Below are 21,171 nucleotides of genomic sequence, written 5' to 3' on the forward strand. Positions count from 1 at the left end.
ATCGAGGCCGGAACATCGTGCGGCGCCGTCACCCGCGCCGCCGCCGCGGGCGCTTCCGCGATGAAGAACCATCGCGCACAGTGATCGCGCCCCCGCGACGGCAGCCCGCACAGGAGCCGTCCATGTCCACCCCTCGACCGCGGCGCAACGTCCTCGCCCTCGCGGCCATCTGCCTGTCCGCCCTGATGCTGGGGCTGGAGATCTCCAGCATCCCGGCGATCCTGCCGACCCTGGAGCAGGTTCTCCCGGCGGATTTCCGGCAGCTGCAATGGATCATGAACGCCTACACCATCGCCATGACGACCTGGCTGATGGCGATGGGCGCCCTCGCCGACCGCTTCGGCCGCAAGCGCGTCTTCCTCGCCGGCATCGCGGTGTTCGGTGTGGCCTCCCTGATCTGCGGACTCGCCGCCAGCGCGTCGTTGCTCATCGCCGCCCGCTTCCTCCAGGGCAGCAGCGGCGCGGCGATGCTGGCCTGCCAGGTCGCCGTGCTCTCGCACCAGTTCCGCGACGGCCCGGACCGCGGCCGGGCCTTCGGCTGGTGGGGCATCGTCTTCGGCATCGGCCTCGGCTTCGGTCCGCTCGTCGGCGGCACCATCGTCGACCTGTCGACCTGGCACTGGGTCTTCCTCGTCCACGCCGTCCTGGCCGTCGTCGCGATGCTGCTCGCCCGGGCCGGCGTGGAAGAATCCTCCGACCCCCACGCGGTGCGGATCGACCTCGCCGGCATGGTCACGCTGTCGCTGGCAGTCTTCTGCCTCGTCTCCCTCATCACGAGGGGTCAGGCGCTCTCGCCCGCCGATCCGGCCGGTCTCGCCACGGCCGCCCTCGGCGCGCTGAGCGTCGTCGCCTTCCTCGCCGTCGAGACCCGGACGACCAGGCCGATGTTCGATTTCCGCGCCTTCCGGATCCGCCGCTTCTCGGGCGCCCTCCTCGGCGCGAGCGGCATGAATTTCAGCTTCTGGCCGTTCGTGATCTACCTGCCGATCCACTTCCAGGCCGTGCTCGAGCTCGACAGCGTCGGGGCCGGCCTCGCGCTCCTCGCCTACACGCTGCCGACCCTGTTCGTTCCGCCCGTCGCCGAGGCGCTGCTGCGGCGCCACGGTCCCCACCGGGTCATCCCGCTCGGCCTCTTCACCATCGGGCTCGGCTTCGTGCTGATGCGCGCCGCCACGGCCGTCGATCCGGCGGGCTGGGCCGCGATGCTGCCCGGCTGCCTCCTCGCCGGAACCGGCCTCGGGCTCACCAACACGCCCGTCACCAACACCGCGACCGCCGCGGTCCCCGCCGAGCGGGCCGGCATGGCCTCGGGCATGGACATGAGCGCCCGGATGATCTCGCTCGCGATCAACATCGCCCTGATGGGCTTCATCCTGGTGCAGGGCATCCGCGCCAGCCTCGCGCGCCTGCTGCCGCAGGCGGAGGCCGGTCGTCTCGACCGACTGGCGGAGACGATCGCCGCCGGCAATCTCACGGCCGGGGTGCCGGACGGGGTCGAGCTGAGCGCCGCGGCGGCGCGGGAGGCGCTGCTTCACGGCTTCGACGGGGTGATGCTCTACGCGGCTTTCTGCGCCTGGGCCATGGCGGCGCTCAGCCTCGCCGTGTTCGGCCGGAGGACCGGCATGGTCGAGGCCGAGGCACGCCCCTGACCAGATGGCGCGAGGCGCGCATTCCTCCGACGCGTCTCACGCCACCGGCACGGCCAGCGCCCGCTCCAGCACCGGTAGCACCCGCGCATCCGCCATCTGCGCCACGTTGAAGCGCATCCGGTCCCCGGCCGTGCGCGAGACGCTGAACACGTCGCCGGGCGCGAGTACCACGCCCTCGCGGAGCGCCGCCCGAGCGACATCCGCCGCGTCGCGGCCCTCCGGCAGGCTGCACCAGAGATAGAACCCGCCCCGCGGCATCAGCCAGGGCCGGATGCCGAGGGGGGCGAGCCGTCCGGCGGCCTCGCGCCGGGCCCGGTCGAGGCGGCGGCGCAGGGATTCGAGGTGCTTGCGGTACTGCCCGTCGCAGAGCACGCCCGCGACCAGCTCCGCCGCGACCGGACTGACCCCGCCGAAGCTCGTCGCGACCTGGAGGTCGATCAGGGCCTCGATCCATTCCGCCTTCGCCACGACGTAGCCGCAGCGGATCGAGGCCGAGAGGGTCTTGGAGAAGCTGCCGATCCGGATCACCCGCTCCAGCCCGTCGAGGGCGGCGAGCCGCGGCGAGGGCTCCGGCTCGAAGGCGGCGAAGATGTCGTCCTCGACGATGCCGACGTCGTGGGCGGCCGCCGTGGTGAGGATCCGGTGGGCGATCGCCGGCGAGAGCGTCGCCCCGGTCGGGTTGTGGAGCGCGGCGTTGGTGACGTAGAGCCGCGGGCGGTGCGCGGCGGCGGCCTCGGCGAAACGCTCCGGGTCCGGCCCCGCCTCGGTGTATGGCACGCCGACCACATTGGCCCGGTGGGCGTGCAGCAGCGCCTGGAAGTTGAAGTAGCACGGGTCGTCGACCAGCACCGTGTCGCCCGGCCGCAGCAGCAGGCGGCAGATCAGGTCGATCGCCTGGGTGCCCGAGCCGGTGAGCAGGATCTGGTCGGGCCCGACCGCCAGCCCCTCGCCGGCGCATTGCCGCGCCAGCAGACGGCGTAAAGGGAGCGGCCCCCGCGTGGCGCCGTAATCGGTGAGCACTGCATCCTCGGCCCGGGCGAGGCCGCGGGCGGCCCGGCGGAGCGCCGCCACCGGCATCCACGCCGGCGGCAGCCAGCCGCAGCCGGGCTTCGGGATCTCGGGCTCGCCGTCGAGGGATTGCCGCGAGACCCAGAGCGGGTCCACCGCCCGGTCGAGGCGCGGGCCGGCCGCGGCAACGGCCGGGGCGGAGGCCGGCGCCGCGGCGTAGAAGCCGGCACCGGGCCGCGAGCGCACCGCCCCTTCCGCCGCCAGGCGCTCATAGGCCTCAACCACTGTCGAGGGCGAGACGCCCATGGCCTTGGCGAGCCCGCGGATCGACGGCAGCGTCTCGCCCGGCGCCAGTCCCCGCGCGGCGATCCGCGCCCGGATCGCCGCCATCACCGCCGCCGTACGGCCGCCCTCCGCCATCGCGCCTCGCCTCCGACAGTGCGGGTCATCCGACCCGTACAGTTCGGCGCGACTGTATGGGACTGTGCCTTCGTGGGGTAGGTCGTCGCGCGGTATCTCTCCCGCCGGATGCAACGCTTTCGGGGAAGAGATTCGAGCCATGCAGCGGTCGGCGGACGGGTGGGGCAGCGGGCTCCTCGGGGTGGTGATCTTCAGTGGTTCGCTGCCGGCGACGCGGGTCGCGGTAGGGGGCTTCTCGCCGCTGTTTCTCACCTCGGCCCGGGCGGTGATCGCCGCCATCCTCGGGGCGGCCCTGCTGTGGGGATTGCGGCAGGCGCGGCCGGCCCGGTCCGACCTCGCCTCGCTGGCCATCGTGGCGCTCGGGGTGGTGCTGGGCTTCCCGCTCCTGACGGCGCTCGCGCTCCAGCACGTCACCTCGGCGCATTCGATCGTGTTCATCGGCCTCCTGCCGCTCGCCACCGCCCTGTTCGGGGTCCTGCGCGGGGGCGAGCGGCCGCGGCCGGCCTTCTGGCTGTTCTCGCTCCTCGGCAGCGCCGCGGTGGCGGGGTTCGCCCTCTTCCAGAGCGGCGCGGGCTCGCTCGCCGGAGACCTCCTGATGCTCGCCGCGATCCTGCTCTGCGGGCTCGGCTACGCCGAGGGCGCGGCCCTGTCGCGCCGCCTCGGCGGCTGGCAGGTGATCTCCTGGGCGCTGGTGCTGGCCCTGCCGGCGATGCTGGTCCTGGCGCTGGCGACCCGGCCGGCGGGCGTGGCGGGGGTCGGCGCCCCCGCCTGGCTCGGCCTCGCCTACGTCTCGGTGTTCAGCATGCTGGTCGGATTCGTGTTCTGGTACCGCGGCCTGGCGCGGGGCGGCATCGCCGGGGTGGGCCAGCTGCAACTGCTCCAGCCGTTCCTCGGCCTCCTGCTGGCGGGGCTGCTGCTCGGCGAGCCGGTCGCGCCGGCGATGGTCGTCGTGACGGGGCTGGTGGTGCTGTGCGTCGCCGGGGCCAAACGGTTCGCGTGAGCGAACCGCCCCATCCTGGGCCAAGCTCTGACCGTGACGGTTGACGCGGTGTTTACGGCATCGTGCGCATTGTCCGCACCATGCGTCGTGGCATCGTAGCGTTCTCAGCCTTCACGCTTTTCGGCCTGGGGCTTACCGGATGCGCGCTCAACCGGTTTGAGCAGCGCGAACCCTGGCGGAATCAGGCCGAAGAGGTCTGCCTCGCCCAGAAACTCGTTCGCCCGAGCGAGGACATCCAGCCGGTCAAGGAGATCGACGGGCCGGGCGTCTGCGGCATGGTGCACCCGTTCCGGGTCACCCGGCTCGCCGGCGGCACCGTGGCGCTCAAGCAGCGCATGACGCTCGCCTGCCCGATCATCCCGGAGGTCGAGGCCTGGCTCGCCGGCACGGTGCAGCCGGCGGCGGAAGTGTATTTCGGTCAGCCGGTCGTGGAGATCAATTCCGGTTCGTATTCCTGCCGGGGCCGCAACAACCAGGTCGGCGCGAAGCTCTCGGAGCACTCGTTCGGCAACGCCGTCGACGTGATGTCCTTCCGCTTTGCCGACGGCTACGTGGTGACGGTGAAGGGCGGCTGGCGCGGCACCGAGGCCGAGCAGGGCTTCCTGCGCGAGGTCTTCCTCGGCGCCTGCAACCACTTCACGACCGTGCTGGCGCCGGGGTCGAACGTCTATCACTACGACCATCTGCATCTCGACCTGGCGCGGCACGACCCGAGGGGCCTGCGCCGAATCTGCAAGCCGCTGATCAAGTACGAGTCGCGCCTGCCGCCGCCCGGCACGCCGCTGTCGCCGATCCGCAAGAAGCCGGCCTGGCAGCCCGCCCCCGATCCGGCGCCGATCGACGTGGAGGAGGACGATCCCTACGGCGTGTCGCCGACGAGCGCCCGCGACACCGGCACGAGGGTCGCCCGCTCGCCCTCCCCTCGCCCGGCGCCGGTCCAGGCCTACGCCCCGCCGCCCGTCTCGCGGCCGGCCCTGGCCGCCGAGCCCCGCGCCCTGCCGGAGCCGCTGCCGCTCGGCAGCCCGACCTGGTCGTCGGGCCCGATCTACTAAGATTTCTTCAGGCCGGCGCGCCGCCGAGATCCGCCACCACGGCGCGGCGCGCCGCCGCGTCCTCGGCCAGGCGGTGGAGATGCATCTCGGTCGCCCCGCGAGCGCGGGCGCGGGTAAGCCAGCCGCGGGCGAGGCGCTCGCGCGGGCTCTCGCCCGCGGCGGCCACCGCCACCAGCTCGGCGGTGCCGTCGCCGCCGCGGCGCACCGCGATCACCACCGCCTCGCCGACCTCCGCCGGATCGTCCTCGAGGGCGTGGATCCCCACCACGTAGCGGCGGCCGGAGCGGCCGCGCCAGGCGCTCAGCGGCAGGGCCGGGGTGCCGCGCAGGCCGTTGGCCGTTCTCAGGCGCTCCTCACGCACGTCCATTCTCCTCGCGCGGTCGTTCTGGATGTCCCGCATCGCCACCGACCAGGACAGGGCTCGTTTGTTCGCCATTTGTTCCAGCCTAGTTCCGATTCCGCAGGTCCGTCAAGCGCGAACGATCGGAGTTCACCGGATCTGGAGAGGCGTTGCGCCAGGTTCAAGATCGGGGTTGGCGGAAGGTGCGCGAGAGGGCGCCGCGGCCGGATGATCCCGGCCGCGGCGCGGTCATTCACCAGCGGTGATGCCAACCGTGATGGCCCCAGCCGCCGCCCCAGCCGACCCGGTGATAGCCGTAGCCCCAGGGACGGTGCCAGCCGACGCGGCGGTAGCCGTAGCCCCACGGGCGATGCCAGCCGACCCGGCGGTAGCCGTAGCCCCAGCGCGGGCCGACGACGACGGTCCGGTAGCCCACAACCGGGGCGTAGAAGATCCGCGGCCCAAGGTTCGGGCGGCACCAGCCACGCCAGTTCCGATGGAACCCGGGGCCGCAGCCGTCACGCGCCTCCGCGGTCGTTCCCGTGCCGACGACGGCGCCGACGGACAGGATCGCGGCGCCAGCAATCATGCTCCAACGCATCATAGCCTCCTGTGAAGAGGCCCATGAAATGCACGAAGGGGCGAAATCGTTTCGAAGGTTACGAAGAGTTCATGTTTCGCGGCGCGCGGCCGGGTGACGGCTGTGCTTGCGCAACGTCCGGCCGCGCGGAGCATCAAGAGATTACCGGTATTTTTGAACTACTGTCGTTCGATGGCCGGGATGTCTGCGCCTTCCGACCCCATCCCCATCCTCAGGTCGTGAATGGGATGAGACGGCGCCGAAGGACCCGGCCCCCTCCGTCTCCTACGCCCGCACCGCCGCACGCGCGGGACCGGAGCCTGCCTCCCGCACCAGGGCGTCCGAGGCGGTCTCGATCCGCTCCTGCAACTCGGCGAAGAAGCGGTCCTTAGGCAGGCCCGGGGGGATCGGGGGCAGGAACTCGATGACGGCCGTGCCCGACCGGTAGGTCAGGCGGCGCCGGCCCCAGAACACCCCGGTATTGAGCGCGACCGGCAGGCACGGCACGCCGAGCCGGTCGTACATGTGGACGACGCCGTACTTGTAGGCCGGCGGCGCGTCCGGTGCGCGCCGCGTGCCCTCGGGGAAGATGATCAGGCGGCGACCGTCCGCCATGGCGGCGGCGGCCTCCTCGTTCATCAGCGCCAGCGCGCGGGAGCCCTTCGAGCGGTCGATCGCCACCATCTCGCTGCGGGCGAGGTACCAGCCGAACAGGGGCAGCCACATCAGCTCGCGCTTGAGGATGTAGCTGAAGTCGTCGAGCACCGTGACGAGGGCCACGGTCTCGAGGGCCGATTGGTGCTTGGCGGCGACCAGGCACGCCCCGGCCGGGCGGTGCTCCAGCCCGCGGAACTCGACCTTGAGGCCGACGATGGCCTCGAGCAGCCGGAGGGTGATCCGGCCCCAGGTCTGGGCCAGCCACACCACGCTGCGCCGGCTGGCGAGGGCCGGCAGGCCGCCGATCAGCAGCGCGGCGGTGACGAGGTAGAAGGCGACGGTGAACAGGATCGAGCGGACGAGGGGCATAGCAACCGGCAACGGCGAACCTTCGGGCCGGGCCCGTGAGGCCGGCCGCGGACGGACGGGGATGCGGCACACGGGGATCGAAGCGCCGCCCGCGGAATGCGGTTGGGCCCTCCTTAGAGCATTTCCGCCCGCGCGTAACAGTGAATGGCGGGCGGCGCCGCACCGTCCGGACGGATGTCGGAGCGGGAAAAACGTGCTTTAAGCCTCGACGGACCCGCGCACGAGACGCGGGGGAGCACGCCATCGGTCCGGACAGCCGGGCCCATCCGAGGGAGGAACCCATGACCACGCTCACGCGCCGCCGCGCGCTCCATCTCGCCGTCGCCGGCGCCGTCGCGGGCCCGGCGGTGTTGCGCATCACCCGGGCGCACGCGGCCGAGTACACCCTGAAGGCCGCCAACAACACGCCGATCAGCCATCCCCTCACGGTATACATGACCAAGGCGGCGGACGCGATCCGCGAGGAGACCGGCGGCAAGGTCGACGTCAAGCTGTTTCCGAACAATCAGCTCGGCGGCGACACCGACATGCTGAGCCAGCTGCGCTCCGGCGCGCTGGAATTCTTCACCCTCTCGCCCCTGATCCTCGCCACCCTGGTGCCGGCGGCCTCGATCAGCGGCGTCGGCTTCGCCTGGAACGGCTACGACAAGCTGTGGCCGGCGATGGACGGCGACCTCGGCGCCCATGTGCGGGCGCAGATCGAGAAGTCGGGCCTCTTCGCCTTCGACCGCATCTGGGAGAACGGCTTCCGCCAGACCACCTCGTCGACCCGGCCGATCCTGAAGCCGGAGGACTTCAAGGGCTTCAAGATCCGGGTCCCGCCGAGCCCGATGTGGACCTCGATGTTCAAGGCCTTCGACGCCGCCCCGATGACGATCAACTTCGCGGAGGTCTACTCGGCGCTGCAGACGAAGATCGCCGAGGGCCAGGAGAACCCGCTGACCCTGATCGACACCGCCAAGCTCTACGAGGTGCAGAAGTACCTCTCGAAGACCAACCATATGTGGGACGGATTCTGGCTCCTGTCGAACGGCAAGGTCTGGCGCGGCCTGCCGCAGGACGTGAAGACCGTGGTCGCCAAGCACTTCAACGCCCAGGCGGTGGCGCAGCGCGAGGACATGGCCAAGCGCGCGAGCACGACCGAGCAGGACCTGCGCGCCCGCGGCCTCGCGATCCAGGACGTCGACACCAAGGCGTTCCAGGCCAAGCTGCAATCGGCCGGCTTCTACAAGGAGTGGAAGGGCAAGTTCGGCGACGACGCCTGGGCGCTGCTGGAGAAGCATACTGGGCCAATCGCCTGATCGCGGCGACACCCCTCGGCTCGCCCCGGCGGCGTCACGCCGCCGGGGCGAGAACGGCGCGACCGAACAGGTAACCCTGCGCCTCGGTGAAGCCCTCCTCGTGGATCACCGCGAGCTGGGCCGGCGTCTCGACGCCCTCCGCCACGGTCTCGATGCCGAGGCGCCGGCCGAGCTCGGCGACGACGCCGACGATCGCCCGGCAATCCGGCCGCTCGACGGCGTCGCGCACGAACGAGGCGTCGAGCTTGATACGGTCGAACGGGTAGGCGCGCAGGCGCCCGAGGGACGAGAAGCCGACGCCGAAATCGTCGAGCGAGATGCGCACGCCCATGGCGTGGAGAAGGTGCAGGTCGTCCACGATCCCGTCGGCGGTGTTGCTCAGCACCGTCTCGGTGATCTCGAGCTCGAGGCGCCGGGGGCTAAGGCCGGTCTGCTTCAGGATCTCGTTCACCGCCCGCGGCAGGCTGCCGTCGCCGAGCTGGCGCACCGAGACGTTGACGCAGACCCGGGCCGGATCGCTCCAGGCGGCGGCGTCGCGACAGGCCCGGTCGAGCACCCACTGGCCGAGCACCCGGATCATGTCCGACTTCTCGGCGAGCGGAATGAAGCGGCGCGGCGAGACCGGGCCGCGCTCCGGATGCGTCCAGCGCAGCAGCGCCTCCCGGGCGTTGACTCCGCCATGGGCGAGCCCGATGATCGGCTGGTAGGCGACGCCGAGCTGGCCGGCCGCGATGGCGTGCCGCAGGTCCTGCTCGAAGCGCTCCTCGTCGCTGCGCTCGGTCTCCAGCTCAGGCGTGAACGGCCGCCAGGCGGCCTTGCCGGCGCCCTTGGCGGCGTAGAGCGCGCAATCGGCCTGGTGCAGCATCGCGTCCGGCGTGGTGGCGCCGTCCGCAAAGGCGATGCCGATGCTCGCCGTGACGTGGCGCGGCCGCTGGTCCTCGATCGCGTAGGGCCGGGCGAGCTCGATCAGCAGCCCTTCGGCGAGCGGCACCGCGAGGTTCCCGGCCATCCCCGGCAGCAGCAGGGCGAACTCGTCGCCGCCGAACCGGGCAGCGAGCCCGCCCTCCGGCAGTGCGCGGCACAGGCGCTCGGCCACCTGCTGCAGCAGCGCGTCGCCCGCCTGATGCCCGAGATCGTCGTTGACGGCCTTGAACCCGTCGAGGTCGAGGAACAGGAGCGCCGTCCCGGCCGGGACCGAGCCATCGGCGGCACCCTCGCGCAGGTGCCGCCACAGCTTGGCCCGGTTGGCGAGGCCGGTGAGGGCGTCGTGATGGGCGAGCCGGCTGATCTCCAGCTCGGCCTCGCGCTGGCGCGTCACGTCCTCGAAGGTGACGACGAAGGCCCCGCCCGGCACGCTCCGGCGCACCAGGGCGATGGCGCGGCCGTCGGGTGCGGGGACCACCACGGTCTCGCCGCGGGCGAGGGCCGCCTCGTGCTCGGCGAGCAGGGCGGCGCCATCTGGCGGCCCGGCCTCAGGCCCGGCGAAGGCGAGGGCCCAGAGCGCCGCGATCGGTGTCCCGACCAGGTCGCGCCCGCCGGACGCCGGAAACAGCGAGAAGAAGCGCTGGTTGAGGAGCCGCACCTGGCCGTCGGCGTCGAACAGGCACAGCCCCTGCGACATGGTCGAGAGGGCGAGGTCGAGGATCAGCGCCAACGCCTGGAACTGGCCGCCCTCCTCCTCCGCGCGCGGGGTCGCGTCGCGGATGATCTGGGCGTAGCCGGTGAGCGCCTCGCCGTCGTGGAGCGCCGCGATGACGGTGTGGGCGCGGAACCGGGTGCCGTCGCGGCGCGGCCACCACCCTTCCGTCTCGTAGCGCCCGATCTCCCGCGCCGCTGCGAGGGCCGCGGGACCCTCCTCGGGCGAATCGCCGTACGCGAAGGCGCGGCCGATCACCTCCGCCGCGGGAAAGCCGGTCAGGCGCTCGGCGCCCGGGTTCCAGGCCGCGACCCGTCCGGCCGGGTCGAGGAGGCAGAGGGCATGCTCCGGCGTGCTCCAGACGAGGCGGGAACAGGCATCGTGGAGAGCGGAGCCCGCATCAGACTCGCCCACCCGAACCGCACTCGCTTCACTCCGCATCGCCGATAAGTCCCGTCGCGCCGCGATGGGGCCGCCGCGCGCATCTCACGAGACGCTACGGTATGCGATTTGAGGCCGGAGGTTGAGTCGCATTCTCGACTTATGCCCCGCGGCCGTCTCGCCGCGAGGCTCCCTATCCCCTCACTCCCACTCGATCGTGCCGGGGGGCTTGGAGGTGATGTCGTAGGTCACCCGGTTGATGCCCTTGACCTCGTTGATGATCCGGGTCGCGACCCGGCCCAGGAACGCCATGTCGAAGGGATAGAAATCCGCCGTCATGCCGTCGACCGAGGTGACGGCGCGCAGGGCACAGACGTGGTCGTAGGTGCGCCCGTCGCCCATCACGCCAACGGTCTTGACCGGCAGGATCACCGCGAAGGCCTGCCAGATCGTGTCGTAGAGGCCGGCTTTGCGGATTTCTTCCAGGTAGATCGCATCGGCCTTGCGGAGCGCATCGAGCTTCTCGCCCGTGATCTCGCCGGGGCAGCGGATGGCGAGGCCCGGGCCCGGGAAGGGGTGGCGGCCGACGAAGGCCTCGGGCAGGCCGAGCTCGCGGCCGAGCACCCGCACCTCGTCCTTGAACAGCTCGCGCAGGGGCTCGACGAGCTTCATGTTCATGCGGGCGGGCAGGCCGCCGACATTGTGGTGGCTCTTGATCGTCACCGAGGGACCGCCGGTGAACGACACGCTCTCGATCACGTCGGGATAGAGCGTGCCCTGCGCCAGGAAGTCGGCGCCGCCGATCTTCTTCGCCTCGGCCTCGAACACGTCGATGAACAGGCGGCCGATCGTCTTGCGCTTGACCTCAGGATCCGTGACCCCGGCGAGCTCGCCGAGGAACAGGTCGGAGGCTTCGACGTGGACGAGCGGGATGTTGTAGTGGTCGCGGAAGAGGCGGACCACCTCCTCGGCCTCGCCCTGGCGCAGGAGGCCGTGATCGACGAAGACGCAGGTCAGCTGCTCGCCGATCGCCTCGTGGATCAGCACCGCCGCCACCGCCGAATCGACGCCGCCCGAGAGCCCGCACAGCACCTTCGCGCCGCCGACCTGGGCGCGAATCCGCTCGATCGCCTCCTCACGGAACGCGGCCATCGACCAGTCGCCGGTGCAGCCGGCGATGTCGCGCACGAAGTTGCGGATGAGCAGCGCGCCGTGGGGGGTGTGCGCCACCTCGGGGTGGAACTGCACCGCGTAAAACTGGCGATCCTCGTCGGCCACCGCCGCGAAGGGGGCGTTGGGGGAGATCGCCACGGTGGTGAAGCCGTCGGGCAGCTTCGTCACCCGGTCGCCGTGGCTCATCCAGACCGGATACTTCTCGCCGACGTGCCAGACGCCGCGAAAGAGCGCACTGTCGGCGATGATCTCGACCTCGGCCCGGCCGAACTCTGCGTGGTGCCCGCCCTCGACCTCGCCGCCGAGCTGCGCCGCCATGGTCTGCTCGCCGTAGCAGATGCCGAGCACCGGCACGCCGGCCTCGAACACCGCCTGGGGCGCCCGCGGCGAGGAGTCGACCGTGACCGATTCCGGCCCGCCCGACAGGATCACCGCCCGCGGCTTCATCGCCGCGAAGGCCGCCTCGGCCGCCTGGAACGGCACGATCTCGGAATAGACCCCCTCCTCACGCACCCGTCGGGCGATGAGCTGGGTCACCTGGCTGCCGAAATCGATGATGAGGATCTTGTCGTGCTCGGTCGTCATGCGACGATGAGTTAGACGAGGGCAGGCCCGCGTGCAACGCGTTGCACCGCGGATCCCGGCTGCGTTCCCGGCATTAACCGGATGTTCATGCGCTAACAGCGAGTGAGGCACCCCCAACCCACCAGACAGGGAGCCTCGCCATGCGAGCCATCGTCCTCGGGATCGCCACCACCCTCGCCATGGGCCTCAGCCTCGCGCCGGCCTCGGCCCTGCCGGTCGCCTCCGGCAACACGGTCGCGCCCGCCGCTTCGATCGAGCAGGCGCAGTACGTCACCCGCCGGGTGGTCCGCCGCGGCCCGCGCTGCACGGTCCAGGTGACCCGCAGCCGCGGTCCGTTCGGCCGGGTGGTGGTGCGCAAGGTGCGCCGCTGCTTCTGAGCGCACCGTCGCGTCCGACGTGATTCGAGAGGGCGGCCCCCGGCGGGGGCCGCCCTTTCTGCTACGAGGGCCAGACCGCCAGCAGCGCCCGCAGGGCCGCCACGAAGGCGAGCGGCTGATCGACCATCACGTGGTGATAGGCTTCCGGCAGGTCGATCCGGGGCGAGCCCGGCGGCAGCAGGCCCTGGACGTAGGCCGCGTCGGCCGGGCGCATCAGGTCCGAGCGGGCGCCGGTGACGAGGGCGAGCGGGCAGCGGGCGCCCCGCACCATCTCGACCCGGTCGGGCAGCGTGAGGCGCGCCCAGAGCGAGGGGTCGAAGCGCCAGCTCCAGCCGCCCTCGACCTCCCGCAACGATTCCCGGGCGATGCGGTCGGCGATGTAGAGGGTGTCGCAGGGCTGCATCGGTGCGAAGCGGAACCGTGCCAAAGCCGCCTCCAGGGTCGGGTAGATCCGGTGGGGCGCGAAGCGGCCGTCCTCGCGCCGGCGCCCGGTACGGCGCTCCGGCGAGAAGATCGGCGGGTCGACGATCACGGCGCCGCGCCAGCGCCCCGCCTCTCGGCCCGCCTCGGTCAGCATCGGAAAGCAGCCGAAGGAATGCCCGACCATGACGGGCGCCCCCGCCACGGACAGCCCCGTCGCCTCCGCGGCGGCCTCGATCTCGTCGGCGAAGGTGTCGAGGTCGTAAGTCTCGCGCCAGTCCGAACCGCCCATGCCGGACCAGGACAGGGCGGCGACCCGGTAATGGTCCGCGAGATACGGCGCGATGAAGCGCCACCAGCCCGCATGCGCCCCGTTGCCGTGCAGCAGCATCAGCCCCGGCCGGCCGCGCTCGCCCCAGGCGAGGGTTTCGATGGCCGCGCCCTTCACGGTGAGGCGCCCGGTCTCGGGCGCGACCGCGACGGCGTCCCGGAACCAGGACGGTGCCGGCGGGGTGTCGCCCTCGAGATGGGCGAGCGGGGCGGAGAGGTTCGGGTCGGGGGATGAGTCGGTCACGGGCGGGATGATGGGATCGGGCCGGACGCCGTGTCAATCGGGATTGGAAGACCCAGTATGGCCACTTGACCCTGGTCACCCACGATCATTCGAAAATCCGGTCTCTCACACCCGGATGAAGCCCCGCCGCCGCGCCCAGGTCGCGAACAGGCCCGGCCAGGCCGCCGCCGGCGAGCCCGGCACGCCGAGATTGAAGCCGTGGCCGCCGCGCTCGAACAGGTGCATCTCCACCGGCACCTCGACGGCCCGCAGGGCCGCGAACATCAGGAGGGAATTGTCGACGACCGCGATCGGGTCGTCGGCGGCCTGGGCGAGGAAGGTCGGCGGGGTCTCGGGCGGCACGTGGGTCTCGACCGAGTAGGCGTCGGTGGCGACGCGGGTCGGGCTCTCGCCGACGAGGACCCGGCGGCTCGAGGTACGGTCGAACGGGGGTTTCAGGGTGATGACCGGGTAGATCAGCGCCGCGATGTCGGGCCGGGCCGAGAGCGCGTCATCCTCGTCGACGGCCCGGTAGAGGGCGGACGCGAAGCGGGTGCTGGCCGCCCCCATCAGGTGGCCGCCGGCGGAAAAACCCATCACGCCGATGCGGTTCGGCTCGTAGCCGTAGCGCCGGGCCCGGGCCCGCACCAGGCGCACGGCCCGCTGGGCATCCTGGATCGGCGCGTCGGCCCCTGCCGCCCAGCCCTCGCCGGGCAGCCGGTAGACTAGCGCGAAGGCGGTGACGCCCATCGTGTTGAGCCAGCGCCCCACCGGCACCGCCTCGTGGCCGAGATCGATGCGGCGGTAGCCGCCGCCAGCGGCGATCACCATCGCGGTCCCGGTCGAGCGCGCGGGGCGCATCACCAGCAGGCAGGGTTCGGCGACGCCGGTGACGACGCCCTCGCGGCTCTCGTCGAAGCGCGGCGCGCCTGGGCCGGGACCGCCGCCCCCCGGCGGCTGGCCGGGCCAGAGCCGCATCACCTCCAGGGTGGCGCCGGGGGCGGCCTCCGGTGGTGCGTCGTGCCCCGAGGGCGGCGCCTGGGGCTTCACCTCCCGAGGAATCTCCTGAGCCATCAGCCGCTCCGGCGCCAAGACGGCTGGCGCGAGGGCGGCCGCTCCCGTGAGCAACGTCCTGCGATGCAGCCCCATGCCGACCGTCCGATACTCTCGAAGACCTCGACGGTGCCCCAGGGCTTGCCAGCGCAAGGCTTGCCGGCCGCGGGACTACCTCTTCCCTGCATTGCATAAGCGCTGCCACAGATGCACGGCGGAAAAGTACCGGGCCATCAGGACCATGCGCCGCGCCCAGGCTCAGGACCGATCGTACCCGCGCTCCAGGAGCGCGACGTAGAAGCCGTCGGTGCCGGTCCGCTCCGGGCTCATCTGGATGCCGTGGGCGGTGCGACGCACCTTCGGTGCGACCTCCGGCGGCAGGTCCACAGGTCGTGGCGTCAGGTCGTCGCGCCGGCCTGCGAGCCCGGCGACCGCCGCGTCGTTCTCCTCCGGCAGGAGCGAGCAGGTGACGTAGACGAGCCGCCCGCCCGGCCGCACCAGCCGCGCCGCGCGGTCGAGCACCGATTCCTGCTCCGCCACCCGCGTGGCGAGGCTGCCGGGGCGCAGGCGCCACTTGGCGTCCGGGTTGCGCCGCCAGGTACCAGCGCCGGTGCAGGGCGCGTCGACCAGGACGAGGTCGGCGGTGCCGTCGAGGTCGGTCAGCACGTCCGGTCGGCCCTTGCCGCGGGGCGTGCGCACCTCGGCCGCGGCGCCGGCCCGGCGCAGGCGCTCGTGGATCGGGGCGAGGCGCCGCGGGTCGCCGTCGGTGGCGATCAGCCGGCCCTGGTTGTTCATGAGGGCGGCGAGCGCCAGGGTCTTGCCGCCGCCGCCGGCGCAGAGATCGATCACGGTCATCCCGGGGCGCGCGCCCGAGAGGCGGGCGGCGAGCTGCGAGCCCTCGTCCTGGATCTCGAACCAGCCGCCCAGGAATTCCGGCTCGACGTGGAGCGCCGGCCCACGCCCGTCCTCGCCGAGCGGCACCCGCAACCCGTCCGGCGCGAGCGGCGTCGGCTCCGGCGAGAGATGGGCGAGCGCCTCGCGCGTTCCGTCGCGGGTCGCCTTCAGGGTGTTGACCCGGATGTCGAGGGGCGCGCGGCGGGCGAGCGCCCGCAATTCGGGCAGGAGGTCGTCGCCGAGCGCGGCCTCGAGCGAGGGCACGACCCATTCGGGCACGTCGCCGGCGACGTGGACCGGGGCCTCGGTGAGGGTCCCGGTCTCGAGCCGGGCCCGCTCGGTGTCACTGAGGGGGGCAGGCGCGAAGCGCTCGCCAGTGAAGAGCTCCGCGACGGTCCGGGCGGCGAGCCCCCGCTGGAGGCGCAGCGAGCCGATCAGCACGGCGCGCGGGCTGTCCTCGCCCATGATCCAGGCGGCGGAGGCGCGCCGGCGAAGCGCGTCATAGACCAGGGTGGCGATGGTGGCGCGGTCGCCCGAGCCGGCGAAGCGGTGGGCGAGGCCCCAATCCTTCAGGGCGTCGGCCACCGGGCGGCGGCGCTCGGCGATATCGGCCAGGACCTCGATGGCGGCGGAGAGGCGGGCGCCGGGGGTCATCGGGAAACCACCGATCGTGAAAAGGCCAGGTTCGCGCCGCGGGACCGGCGCATCACGGCCAAGCTTTCGGCTCCGACCACCCCGACACCTTGGCCGTTCCATCCGCAGAGCCGGAGTTCCGCATCCATGATCCGTCGTTCCATCCCGTCCGCCCTCGCCGTGAGTCTCGCCGGCCTGATCGCGCTGGCGGCCGGCGCCTGCGCCACCGCCCCGGCGGCGCCGGCCGTCGACCTCACCCCGCCGCCGCCCCGGCCCTACGACGCCAAGACGCAGCTCGAATACGGCAACCCGCCGCCGCGGGCCCCGCGCTACTGAGTGCCCCTTACCCTCCTCGCGCCGGGATGGCGAGAAGCCGCCTTTAGGCGAGGAGGATCCGCCCGGCGAAGACCAGCCACATCGCCATCAGGACGACGGCCCCGGCGAGGAAGGCCTGGAAGCGCCGGATCACCACGTTGCGCGTGGCGTAGATCCCCGCATGGACGAGCCGAGTCAGCACGAACAGCCAGGCGAGGCCGACGAACAGGGTGTCGGCCTGGGCGGTCGCCAGGGCGAGCCCGGTCACGACGTAGAACAGCACCGGCAGCTCGAACTGGTTGGCGAAGGCGTTCGAGACCTGCTGCACCGGGGCGGGCCAGCTGCGCTCAGCCAGCGAGATGTCCTTGAGCTTGACCTGCCCCGCTCTGGCCGCGGCGAAGCGCGCCCGCCCGGTCCAGAGCAGCAGGCCGAAGGTCAGCAGGACCTGGACGAAGACGGGGGCGAGGATGGCTTTCGGGGTCATGGATTCCTGAAGAATTGCCAGATGGTTATTGTATCTCGATGAACGGGATCACACCCTCCCCGTCATTCCGGGGCCGCGTAGCGGAGCCCGGAATCCAGAATCGCCACGGGTCGAGGATCAAGCGGATCACGTTCCGCCTCATTCTGAACCATCAGCGGTTATGGATCCCGGGCTCCGCTTCGCGGCCCCGGGATGACCCTGTGAGGCGGAATCGCATCTGCTCATGATCGGCGCTGCGATAGCAGCCGGGCCGCGCAGAGAGAACGCCTCGTCCACCTCTTGCTCGCCGGCTCCAAATCCCCCCGTCCGCCCCCTTTCGCAACCGCCTCCGCGGCGCTACATGAGGTCGGCGGGGCTGCGGTTCTCGTCAGGAGACAATATCCCCGGGGCCTTATCGACTCCCTCGGGAGCTGTCACTGCCCTGGTCCGTGGACCGGGGCATTACGGCGCCCACCTACTTCGTAGGTTTCCCGGGATCGATTCTCCAACGGCTCTCGTGGCTCCGCGCTGGACTGACATGACGACGGACGTTTCCCCCGCCTCCCCGGACAAAGCCGCCTTGCGCAAGGCGGCCCTGGTACGGCGGGACGGGCTGGCGGTCGAGGCCCGTGAGGACGCCTCCCGCCGCATCGCCGAGATCGTCCTCGCCCTCCCCGGGATCGCGACGGCCGCGCTGGTCTCGGCCTACTGGCCGATCCGCAGCGAAGTCGACGTGCGCCCGCTGATCGCCGCTTTGCGTGCCCGCGGCCAGGCGGTGGCGCTGCCGCAGGTCACGCCCGACGGGCTGGTCTTCCGCGTCGCCGCCGAGGGCGCGGCGCTCAGCCCCGGCGGCTTCGGCCTCAGCGAGCCCGAGCCCGACTCACCCGCCGTCGAGCCCCGCGTGCTCCTCGTGCCCCTCGCCGCCTTCGACCGGCGCGGCCACCGCATCGGCTACGGCAAGGGCTATTACGATCGGGCGCTCGCCCGCCTCGACGCGACGGGGCGCACGCTCGCCCTCGGCATCGCCTTCGCGATCCAGGAGATTCCCCTCGTGCCGGCCGGCCCGCACGATCGCGCCCTCGACGGGATCGTGACCGAGGCGGGCCTCATCCACCCCACCGGAGACTGATCCCCGCCATGCGCCTTCTCTTCCTCGGCGACGTCGTCGGCCGGCCCGGCCGCCTGGCGGTGAGCGAGCGCCTGCCGGCCTTGCGCGAGCGCTGGCGCCTCGACTGCGTGGTGATCAACGGCGAGAACGCCGCCGGCGGCTTCGGCATCACCGAGAGCATCTGCGACGAGCTGATCAATGCCGGCGCCGACGCGGTGACGCTCGGCAACCACTCCTTCGACCAGCGCGAGGCCCTGGTCTTCATCGCCCGCCAGCCGCGGCTGGTGCGGCCGGCGAACTACCCGCCCGGTACGCCGGGCCGCGGCGCGACCGTGGTCGAGACCCGGAGCGGCGCCCGGATCCTCGTCGTCAACGTGATGGGGCGGATCTTCCTCGATCCCCTCGACGATCCCTTCGCGGCGGCCGAGCGCGAATTGTCCGCCTGCCCGTTGCGCGACGCCGCCGACGCGGTGATCGTCGACGTGCACGCCGAGGCGACGAGCGAGAAGGAGGCCTTCGGCTGGTTCCTCGACGGACGGGCGAGCCTCGTCGTCGGCACCCACACCCACGTGCCGACCGCCGACCACCGCATCCTGCCCGGCGGCACCGCCTACATGTCCGATGTGGGCATGTGCGGCGACTACGACTCGGTGCTCGGCATGCAGAAGGACGAGCCGGTGCGCCGCTTCCTGCAGAAGACCCCGGGCAGCCGGCTCGAAGCCGCCACCGGCGAGGGCACCCTGTGCGGCCTCGCGGTCGAGACCGACGATTCCACCGGCCTCGCCCGCCGGGTGAGCCCGGTCCGCCTCGGGCCGCACCTCGAGGAAACCTGGCCGCAACACTGGGACTGAATCCCTCGGCCCCCCGTACTGCTCCGGCTTGATCGGCCCGGCGGCACCCGGCACAGTGCCGGCGGGTCCCGGCGACGTCGTTTCGCCGGGGCCGACCAGTGCAGCCTGCGGACGACACCTCGCCCGCGACAGTGAGTACGGCCCGCGATGGCGGCGAGCGCTGCGTCCCCTCCCCTGACGTCGCCGCGGATCTACCTCATCCGCATGGTGGTGTTCCTGACGCTGGCCGGCTTCCTGGCCTTCGTGCTCTATCGCCAGATCGTGCCGGCCTTCATGGCCAATCCGGGCCTCAACGGCCTGATCCTCGGCGCGACTCTGATCGCCATCATCATGGCCTTCGGGCAGGTGCAGCGCCTCTTCCGCGAGGTGCGCTTCGCCAACCGCACCGCCGCCGGCGCGCCCGAGCCCGGCACCCCGCGGGTGCTGAGCGCGCTCGCGCCGGCGCTCCGGGAGGCGCGGGCCGGAAGGCCGCACCCGCAAGGGCAGTTCCAGCCGCTCCTCGACACCGTGGCCTCGCGCCTCGACGAGGGCCGCGAGATCCTGCGCTACATCGGCGGCCTGCTGATCCTGCTCGGCCTGCTCGGCACCTTCTGGGGCCTGATCGACACGCTCTCGGCGGTGGGCGGGGTCATCCGCTCGATGCGGGCCGGCGGCGGCGACGCGGCGGTGATGTTCGACGAACTGAAGAGCGGCCTCGCGGTGCCGCTCTCAGGCATCGGCCTCGCCTTCTCGGCCTCGCTGTTCGGGCTCGCCGGCTCCCTGGTGATCGGCTTCCTCGACCTCCAGGCGGGGCAGGCCCATACCCGGTTCTACAACGAGTTGGAGGACTGGCTCGTCACCGCCGCGGGTCCGGCGCCCGTGCCGGTGCCGGTCCCCGTCACGGTGCCGGCCGCCGCGGCGCTCGCCGCGGCAATGCCGCGCCCGCCCGAACCCGCGAGGGACGACGCGGTGCTGAAGGACATCGCCGACGCGATGACGCGGCTCGGGACGCTGGTCGGCGACACGACCAGCCACGGCCGGGCGAGCACCCAGGCGATGGCGAACCTCGCCGAGGGCATCCAGGGCCTCGTCCAGCACATGCGCGCCGAGCAGCAGATGATTCGCGACTGGGTCGAGGCGCAGGCGACCCGCGAGCGCGAGCTGAAGCAGGTGCTCGACCGCCTCGCCCGCGAGAAGGTGGAGTGAGCCTCTGATGGCTGGCCGCCTCGTCCGGCGCGACCGCACCTTCAACGTCTGGCCCGGCTACGTCGACGCGCTGACGACGCTGCTGCTCTCGGTCGTCTTCCTGCTCACCATCTTCGTCACCGGCCAGTTCTTCCTGTCGCAGGAATTGTCGGGCCGCGACACGGTGCTGGAGCGGCTGAACCGCCAGATCTCCGAGCTCACCGACCTCCTGGCGCTAGAGCGCTCCGGCAAGCGGGCGCTGGAGGAAACCGCCGCGGGCTTGCGGGCGAACCTCTCCGGCTCCGAGGCCGAGCGCAAGCGCCTGCAAGGGCTCCTCGCCACCGGCCAAGGCGCGGAGGGCAAGGCCGCCGAGCTCGGCCGCCAGCTCGAGGCCGAGAAGGGCGCGGCCTCCCGCGCCTTGAGCCAGGTCGACCTCCTCAACCAGCAGATCTCGGCGATGCGCCAGCAGCTCGCGGCGCTGGAGGATGCGCTCGCCGCCTCCGAGACCCGAGACCGCGAGAGCCAGGCCCGCATCGCCGATCTCGGCAGCCGCCTCAACGTGGCGCTCGCCCAGCGCGTGCAGGAGCTGGCGCGCTACCGCTCGGACTTTTTTGGGCGGCTGCGCCAGATCCTCGGCAACCGCCCCGACATCCGCATCGTCGGCGACCGCTTCGTGCTGCAATCCGAGGTGCTCTTCTCCGCCGGCCAGGCGGTGCTTAAGCCCGAGGCCGGCCCGGAGATCGATCGGATCGCCGGCGCGATCGTCGAGCTCAACCGGCAGATCCCGGCCGACATCCCATGGGTGCTGCGGGTCGACGGCCACACCGACGCGCGCCCGATCGCCTCGTCGCAATTCCCGTCGAACTGGGCGCTCTCGGCGGCGCGGGCCATCGCGGTGGTGCAGTACCTCGTCGGCAAGGGCATCCCGCCCCAGCGCCTGCTCGCCGGCGCCTTCGGCGAGTTCCAGCCCCTCGAGGCCGGGACGACCGAGGAGGCCTATGCCCGCAACCGGCGGATCGAGATGAAGCTGACGGAGCGGTAGGGCGTTCGGCCTGATATCGCCCCACGTCATCTCGGGGGCGCGCAGCGGAACCCGGGATGTTGGGGTGGACGGCCCCCGACGGCATCGATTGTGCCAGATTGGGGTCGTCTGAACACCCAACCGAGGAGACCGTCCGTGACGCAGATT

The 21,171-nt window shown here is 72.1% G+C and carries 20 protein-coding genes and 1 other RNA gene; 11 read left to right on the forward strand and 10 right to left on the reverse strand.

Annotated elements, in window-relative coordinates:
• The first annotated feature begins 122 nt into the window (after positions 1-122).
• On the forward strand, positions 123-1,649 hold the full coding sequence (locus ABZT49_RS08830; RefSeq protein ID WP_355285431.1) for an MFS transporter: 1,527 nt from the start codon (positions 123-125) through the stop codon (positions 1,647-1,649).
• A 36-nt stretch (positions 1,650-1,685) separates the two neighbouring features.
• Here ABZT49_RS08830 and ABZT49_RS08835 read toward each other — a convergent pair whose 3' ends face one another.
• Positions 1,686-3,077, reverse strand: coding sequence for a PLP-dependent aminotransferase family protein (locus ABZT49_RS08835; RefSeq protein WP_355285433.1), 1,392 nt, complete (start codon positions 3,075-3,077; stop codon positions 1,686-1,688).
• A 139-nt stretch (positions 3,078-3,216) separates the two neighbouring features.
• Between ABZT49_RS08835 and ABZT49_RS08840 the strand changes: the two genes are divergently transcribed.
• The gene (locus ABZT49_RS08840; protein WP_355285435.1) at positions 3,217-4,077 is read left to right on the forward strand and encodes a DMT family transporter; all 861 of its coding nucleotides are present in this window, start codon (positions 3,217-3,219) and stop codon (positions 4,075-4,077) included.
• Positions 4,078-4,157: 80 nt separating this feature from the next.
• Positions 4,158-5,129, forward strand: coding sequence for an extensin family protein (locus tag ABZT49_RS08845; RefSeq protein ID WP_355285436.1), 972 nt, complete (start codon positions 4,158-4,160; stop codon positions 5,127-5,129).
• 7 nt (positions 5,130-5,136) lie between these two features.
• On the opposite strand, the gene ABZT49_RS08850 is transcribed toward ABZT49_RS08845, so the two are convergent.
• The 3 genes from ABZT49_RS08850 to ABZT49_RS08860 all read right to left on the reverse strand — a co-directional run bounded on the left by ABZT49_RS08850 (position 5,137) and on the right by ABZT49_RS08860 (position 7,075).
• Complete coding sequence (locus ABZT49_RS08850) at positions 5,137-5,565, reverse strand: hypothetical protein (protein WP_204165399.1); 429 nt, start codon at positions 5,563-5,565, stop codon at positions 5,137-5,139.
• A gap of 157 nt (positions 5,566-5,722) precedes the next feature.
• On the reverse strand, positions 5,723-6,070 hold the full coding sequence (locus tag ABZT49_RS08855) for a GCG_CRPN prefix-to-repeats domain-containing protein (RefSeq protein ID WP_407943465.1): 348 nt from the start codon (positions 6,068-6,070) through the stop codon (positions 5,723-5,725).
• 264 nt (positions 6,071-6,334) lie between these two features.
• Positions 6,335-7,075, reverse strand: coding sequence for a lysophospholipid acyltransferase family protein (locus ABZT49_RS08860; RefSeq protein ID WP_355285465.1), 741 nt, complete (start codon positions 7,073-7,075; stop codon positions 6,335-6,337).
• A 281-nt stretch (positions 7,076-7,356) separates the two neighbouring features.
• Between ABZT49_RS08860 and ABZT49_RS08865 the strand changes: the two genes are divergently transcribed.
• Positions 7,357-8,376 carry a TRAP transporter substrate-binding protein gene (locus ABZT49_RS08865; protein WP_355285440.1) on the forward strand — a complete coding sequence of 340 codons (1,020 nt, stop codon included), beginning with the start codon at positions 7,357-7,359 and terminating at the stop codon, positions 8,374-8,376.
• 34 nt (positions 8,377-8,410) lie between these two features.
• Here the strand turns inward: ABZT49_RS08865 and ABZT49_RS08870 are convergent, their stop codons facing one another.
• Both ABZT49_RS08870 and guaA read right to left on the reverse strand, forming a co-directional pair.
• Positions 8,411-10,426: an EAL domain-containing protein gene (locus tag ABZT49_RS08870; protein ID WP_355285442.1), complete on the reverse strand. Its 2,016-nt coding sequence runs from the start codon at positions 10,424-10,426 to the stop codon at positions 8,411-8,413.
• 168 nt (positions 10,427-10,594) lie between these two features.
• A complete protein-coding gene (gene guaA, locus ABZT49_RS08875) occupies positions 10,595-12,151 on the reverse strand; it encodes a glutamine-hydrolyzing GMP synthase (protein ID WP_355285443.1) in 1,557 nt (518 codons plus the stop codon).
• 140 nt (positions 12,152-12,291) lie between these two features.
• On the opposite strand from guaA, the gene ABZT49_RS08880 reads away from it, so the two are divergent.
• Positions 12,292-12,528, forward strand: a complete 237-nt coding sequence (locus ABZT49_RS08880; RefSeq protein ID WP_355285444.1) for a hypothetical protein — start codon at positions 12,292-12,294, stop codon at positions 12,526-12,528.
• Positions 12,529-12,589: 61 nt separating this feature from the next.
• Here the strand turns inward: ABZT49_RS08880 and ABZT49_RS08885 are convergent, their stop codons facing one another.
• From ABZT49_RS08885 to ABZT49_RS08895, 3 genes are all read right to left on the reverse strand, one after another.
• On the reverse strand, positions 12,590-13,522 hold the full coding sequence (locus ABZT49_RS08885; protein ID WP_355285445.1) for an alpha/beta hydrolase: 933 nt from the start codon (positions 13,520-13,522) through the stop codon (positions 12,590-12,592).
• 105 nt (positions 13,523-13,627) lie between these two features.
• Complete coding sequence (locus ABZT49_RS08890; RefSeq protein ID WP_355285447.1) at positions 13,628-14,650, reverse strand: alpha/beta hydrolase; 1,023 nt, start codon at positions 14,648-14,650, stop codon at positions 13,628-13,630.
• 162 nt (positions 14,651-14,812) lie between these two features.
• The gene (locus tag ABZT49_RS08895) at positions 14,813-16,102 is read right to left on the reverse strand and encodes an RsmB/NOP family class I SAM-dependent RNA methyltransferase (RefSeq protein WP_355285449.1); all 1,290 of its coding nucleotides are present in this window, start codon (positions 16,100-16,102) and stop codon (positions 14,813-14,815) included.
• A gap of 126 nt (positions 16,103-16,228) precedes the next feature.
• On the opposite strand from ABZT49_RS08895, the gene ABZT49_RS08900 reads away from it, so the two are divergent.
• Positions 16,229-16,417, forward strand: coding sequence for a hypothetical protein (locus ABZT49_RS08900; protein ID WP_093568853.1), 189 nt, complete (start codon positions 16,229-16,231; stop codon positions 16,415-16,417).
• A 43-nt stretch (positions 16,418-16,460) separates the two neighbouring features.
• On the opposite strand, the gene ABZT49_RS08905 is transcribed toward ABZT49_RS08900, so the two are convergent.
• Positions 16,461-16,880, reverse strand: coding sequence for an MAPEG family protein (locus ABZT49_RS08905; RefSeq protein ID WP_355285451.1), 420 nt, complete (start codon positions 16,878-16,880; stop codon positions 16,461-16,463).
• 349 nt (positions 16,881-17,229) lie between these two features.
• Between ABZT49_RS08905 and ssrS the strand changes: the two genes are divergently transcribed.
• From ssrS to ABZT49_RS08930, 5 genes are all read left to right on the forward strand, one after another.
• Positions 17,230-17,387, forward strand: a non-coding RNA gene (gene ssrS, locus ABZT49_RS08910) — 6S RNA.
• 10 nt (positions 17,388-17,397) lie between these two features.
• Positions 17,398-17,988, forward strand: coding sequence for a 5-formyltetrahydrofolate cyclo-ligase (locus ABZT49_RS08915; protein ID WP_355285453.1), 591 nt, complete (start codon positions 17,398-17,400; stop codon positions 17,986-17,988).
• Between the two features lie 8 nt (positions 17,989-17,996).
• Positions 17,997-18,818: a TIGR00282 family metallophosphoesterase gene (locus tag ABZT49_RS08920; protein ID WP_355285454.1), complete on the forward strand. Its 822-nt coding sequence runs from the start codon at positions 17,997-17,999 to the stop codon at positions 18,816-18,818.
• Positions 18,819-18,965: 147 nt separating this feature from the next.
• Positions 18,966-20,003 carry a MotA/TolQ/ExbB proton channel family protein gene (locus ABZT49_RS08925; RefSeq protein ID WP_355285456.1) on the forward strand — a complete coding sequence of 346 codons (1,038 nt, stop codon included), beginning with the start codon at positions 18,966-18,968 and terminating at the stop codon, positions 20,001-20,003.
• Positions 20,004-20,010: 7 nt separating this feature from the next.
• Entirely contained in the window at positions 20,011-21,024 is a 1,014-nt protein-coding gene (locus tag ABZT49_RS08930) for a peptidoglycan -binding protein (protein WP_355285457.1), read from the forward strand.
• Positions 21,025-21,171: the final 147 nt, after the last annotated feature.

Source organism: Methylobacterium sp. EM32 (assembly GCF_040593685.1).
In the GTDB taxonomy this organism is placed as follows: Bacteria; Pseudomonadota; Alphaproteobacteria; order Rhizobiales; family Beijerinckiaceae; genus Methylobacterium.

Coding starts and splice junctions, on each gene's coding strand:
- ABZT49_RS08915 (WP_355285453.1), top strand. CDS start 17,398: ATGACGACGGACGTTTCCCCCGCCTCCCCGGACAAAGCCGCCTTGCGC.
- ABZT49_RS08855 (WP_407943465.1), bottom strand. CDS start 6,070: ATGCGTTGGAGCATGATTGCTGGCGCCGCGATCCTGTCCGTCGGCGCC.
- ABZT49_RS08925 (WP_355285456.1), top strand. CDS start 18,966: ATGGCGGCGAGCGCTGCGTCCCCTCCCCTGACGTCGCCGCGGATCTAC.
- ABZT49_RS08850 (WP_204165399.1), bottom strand. CDS start 5,565: ATGGCGAACAAACGAGCCCTGTCCTGGTCGGTGGCGATGCGGGACATC.
- ABZT49_RS08930 (WP_355285457.1), top strand. CDS start 20,011: ATGGCTGGCCGCCTCGTCCGGCGCGACCGCACCTTCAACGTCTGGCCC.
- ABZT49_RS08830 (WP_355285431.1), top strand. CDS start 123: ATGTCCACCCCTCGACCGCGGCGCAACGTCCTCGCCCTCGCGGCCATC.
- ABZT49_RS08860 (WP_355285465.1), bottom strand. CDS start 7,075: ATGCCCCTCGTCCGCTCGATCCTGTTCACCGTCGCCTTCTACCTCGTC.
- ABZT49_RS08900 (WP_093568853.1), top strand. CDS start 16,229: ATGATCCGTCGTTCCATCCCGTCCGCCCTCGCCGTGAGTCTCGCCGGC.
- ABZT49_RS08880 (WP_355285444.1), top strand. CDS start 12,292: ATGCGAGCCATCGTCCTCGGGATCGCCACCACCCTCGCCATGGGCCTC.
- ABZT49_RS08865 (WP_355285440.1), top strand. CDS start 7,357: ATGACCACGCTCACGCGCCGCCGCGCGCTCCATCTCGCCGTCGCCGGC.
- ABZT49_RS08845 (WP_355285436.1), top strand. CDS start 4,158: ATGCGTCGTGGCATCGTAGCGTTCTCAGCCTTCACGCTTTTCGGCCTG.
- ABZT49_RS08835 (WP_355285433.1), bottom strand. CDS start 3,077: ATGGCGGAGGGCGGCCGTACGGCGGCGGTGATGGCGGCGATCCGGGCG.
- guaA (WP_355285443.1), bottom strand. CDS start 12,151: ATGACGACCGAGCACGACAAGATCCTCATCATCGATTTCGGCAGCCAG.
- ABZT49_RS08890 (WP_355285447.1), bottom strand. CDS start 14,650: ATGGGGCTGCATCGCAGGACGTTGCTCACGGGAGCGGCCGCCCTCGCG.
- ABZT49_RS08840 (WP_355285435.1), top strand. CDS start 3,217: ATGCAGCGGTCGGCGGACGGGTGGGGCAGCGGGCTCCTCGGGGTGGTG.
- ABZT49_RS08920 (WP_355285454.1), top strand. CDS start 17,997: ATGCGCCTTCTCTTCCTCGGCGACGTCGTCGGCCGGCCCGGCCGCCTG.
- ABZT49_RS08895 (WP_355285449.1), bottom strand. CDS start 16,102: ATGACCCCCGGCGCCCGCCTCTCCGCCGCCATCGAGGTCCTGGCCGAT.
- ABZT49_RS08905 (WP_355285451.1), bottom strand. CDS start 16,880: ATGACCCCGAAAGCCATCCTCGCCCCCGTCTTCGTCCAGGTCCTGCTG.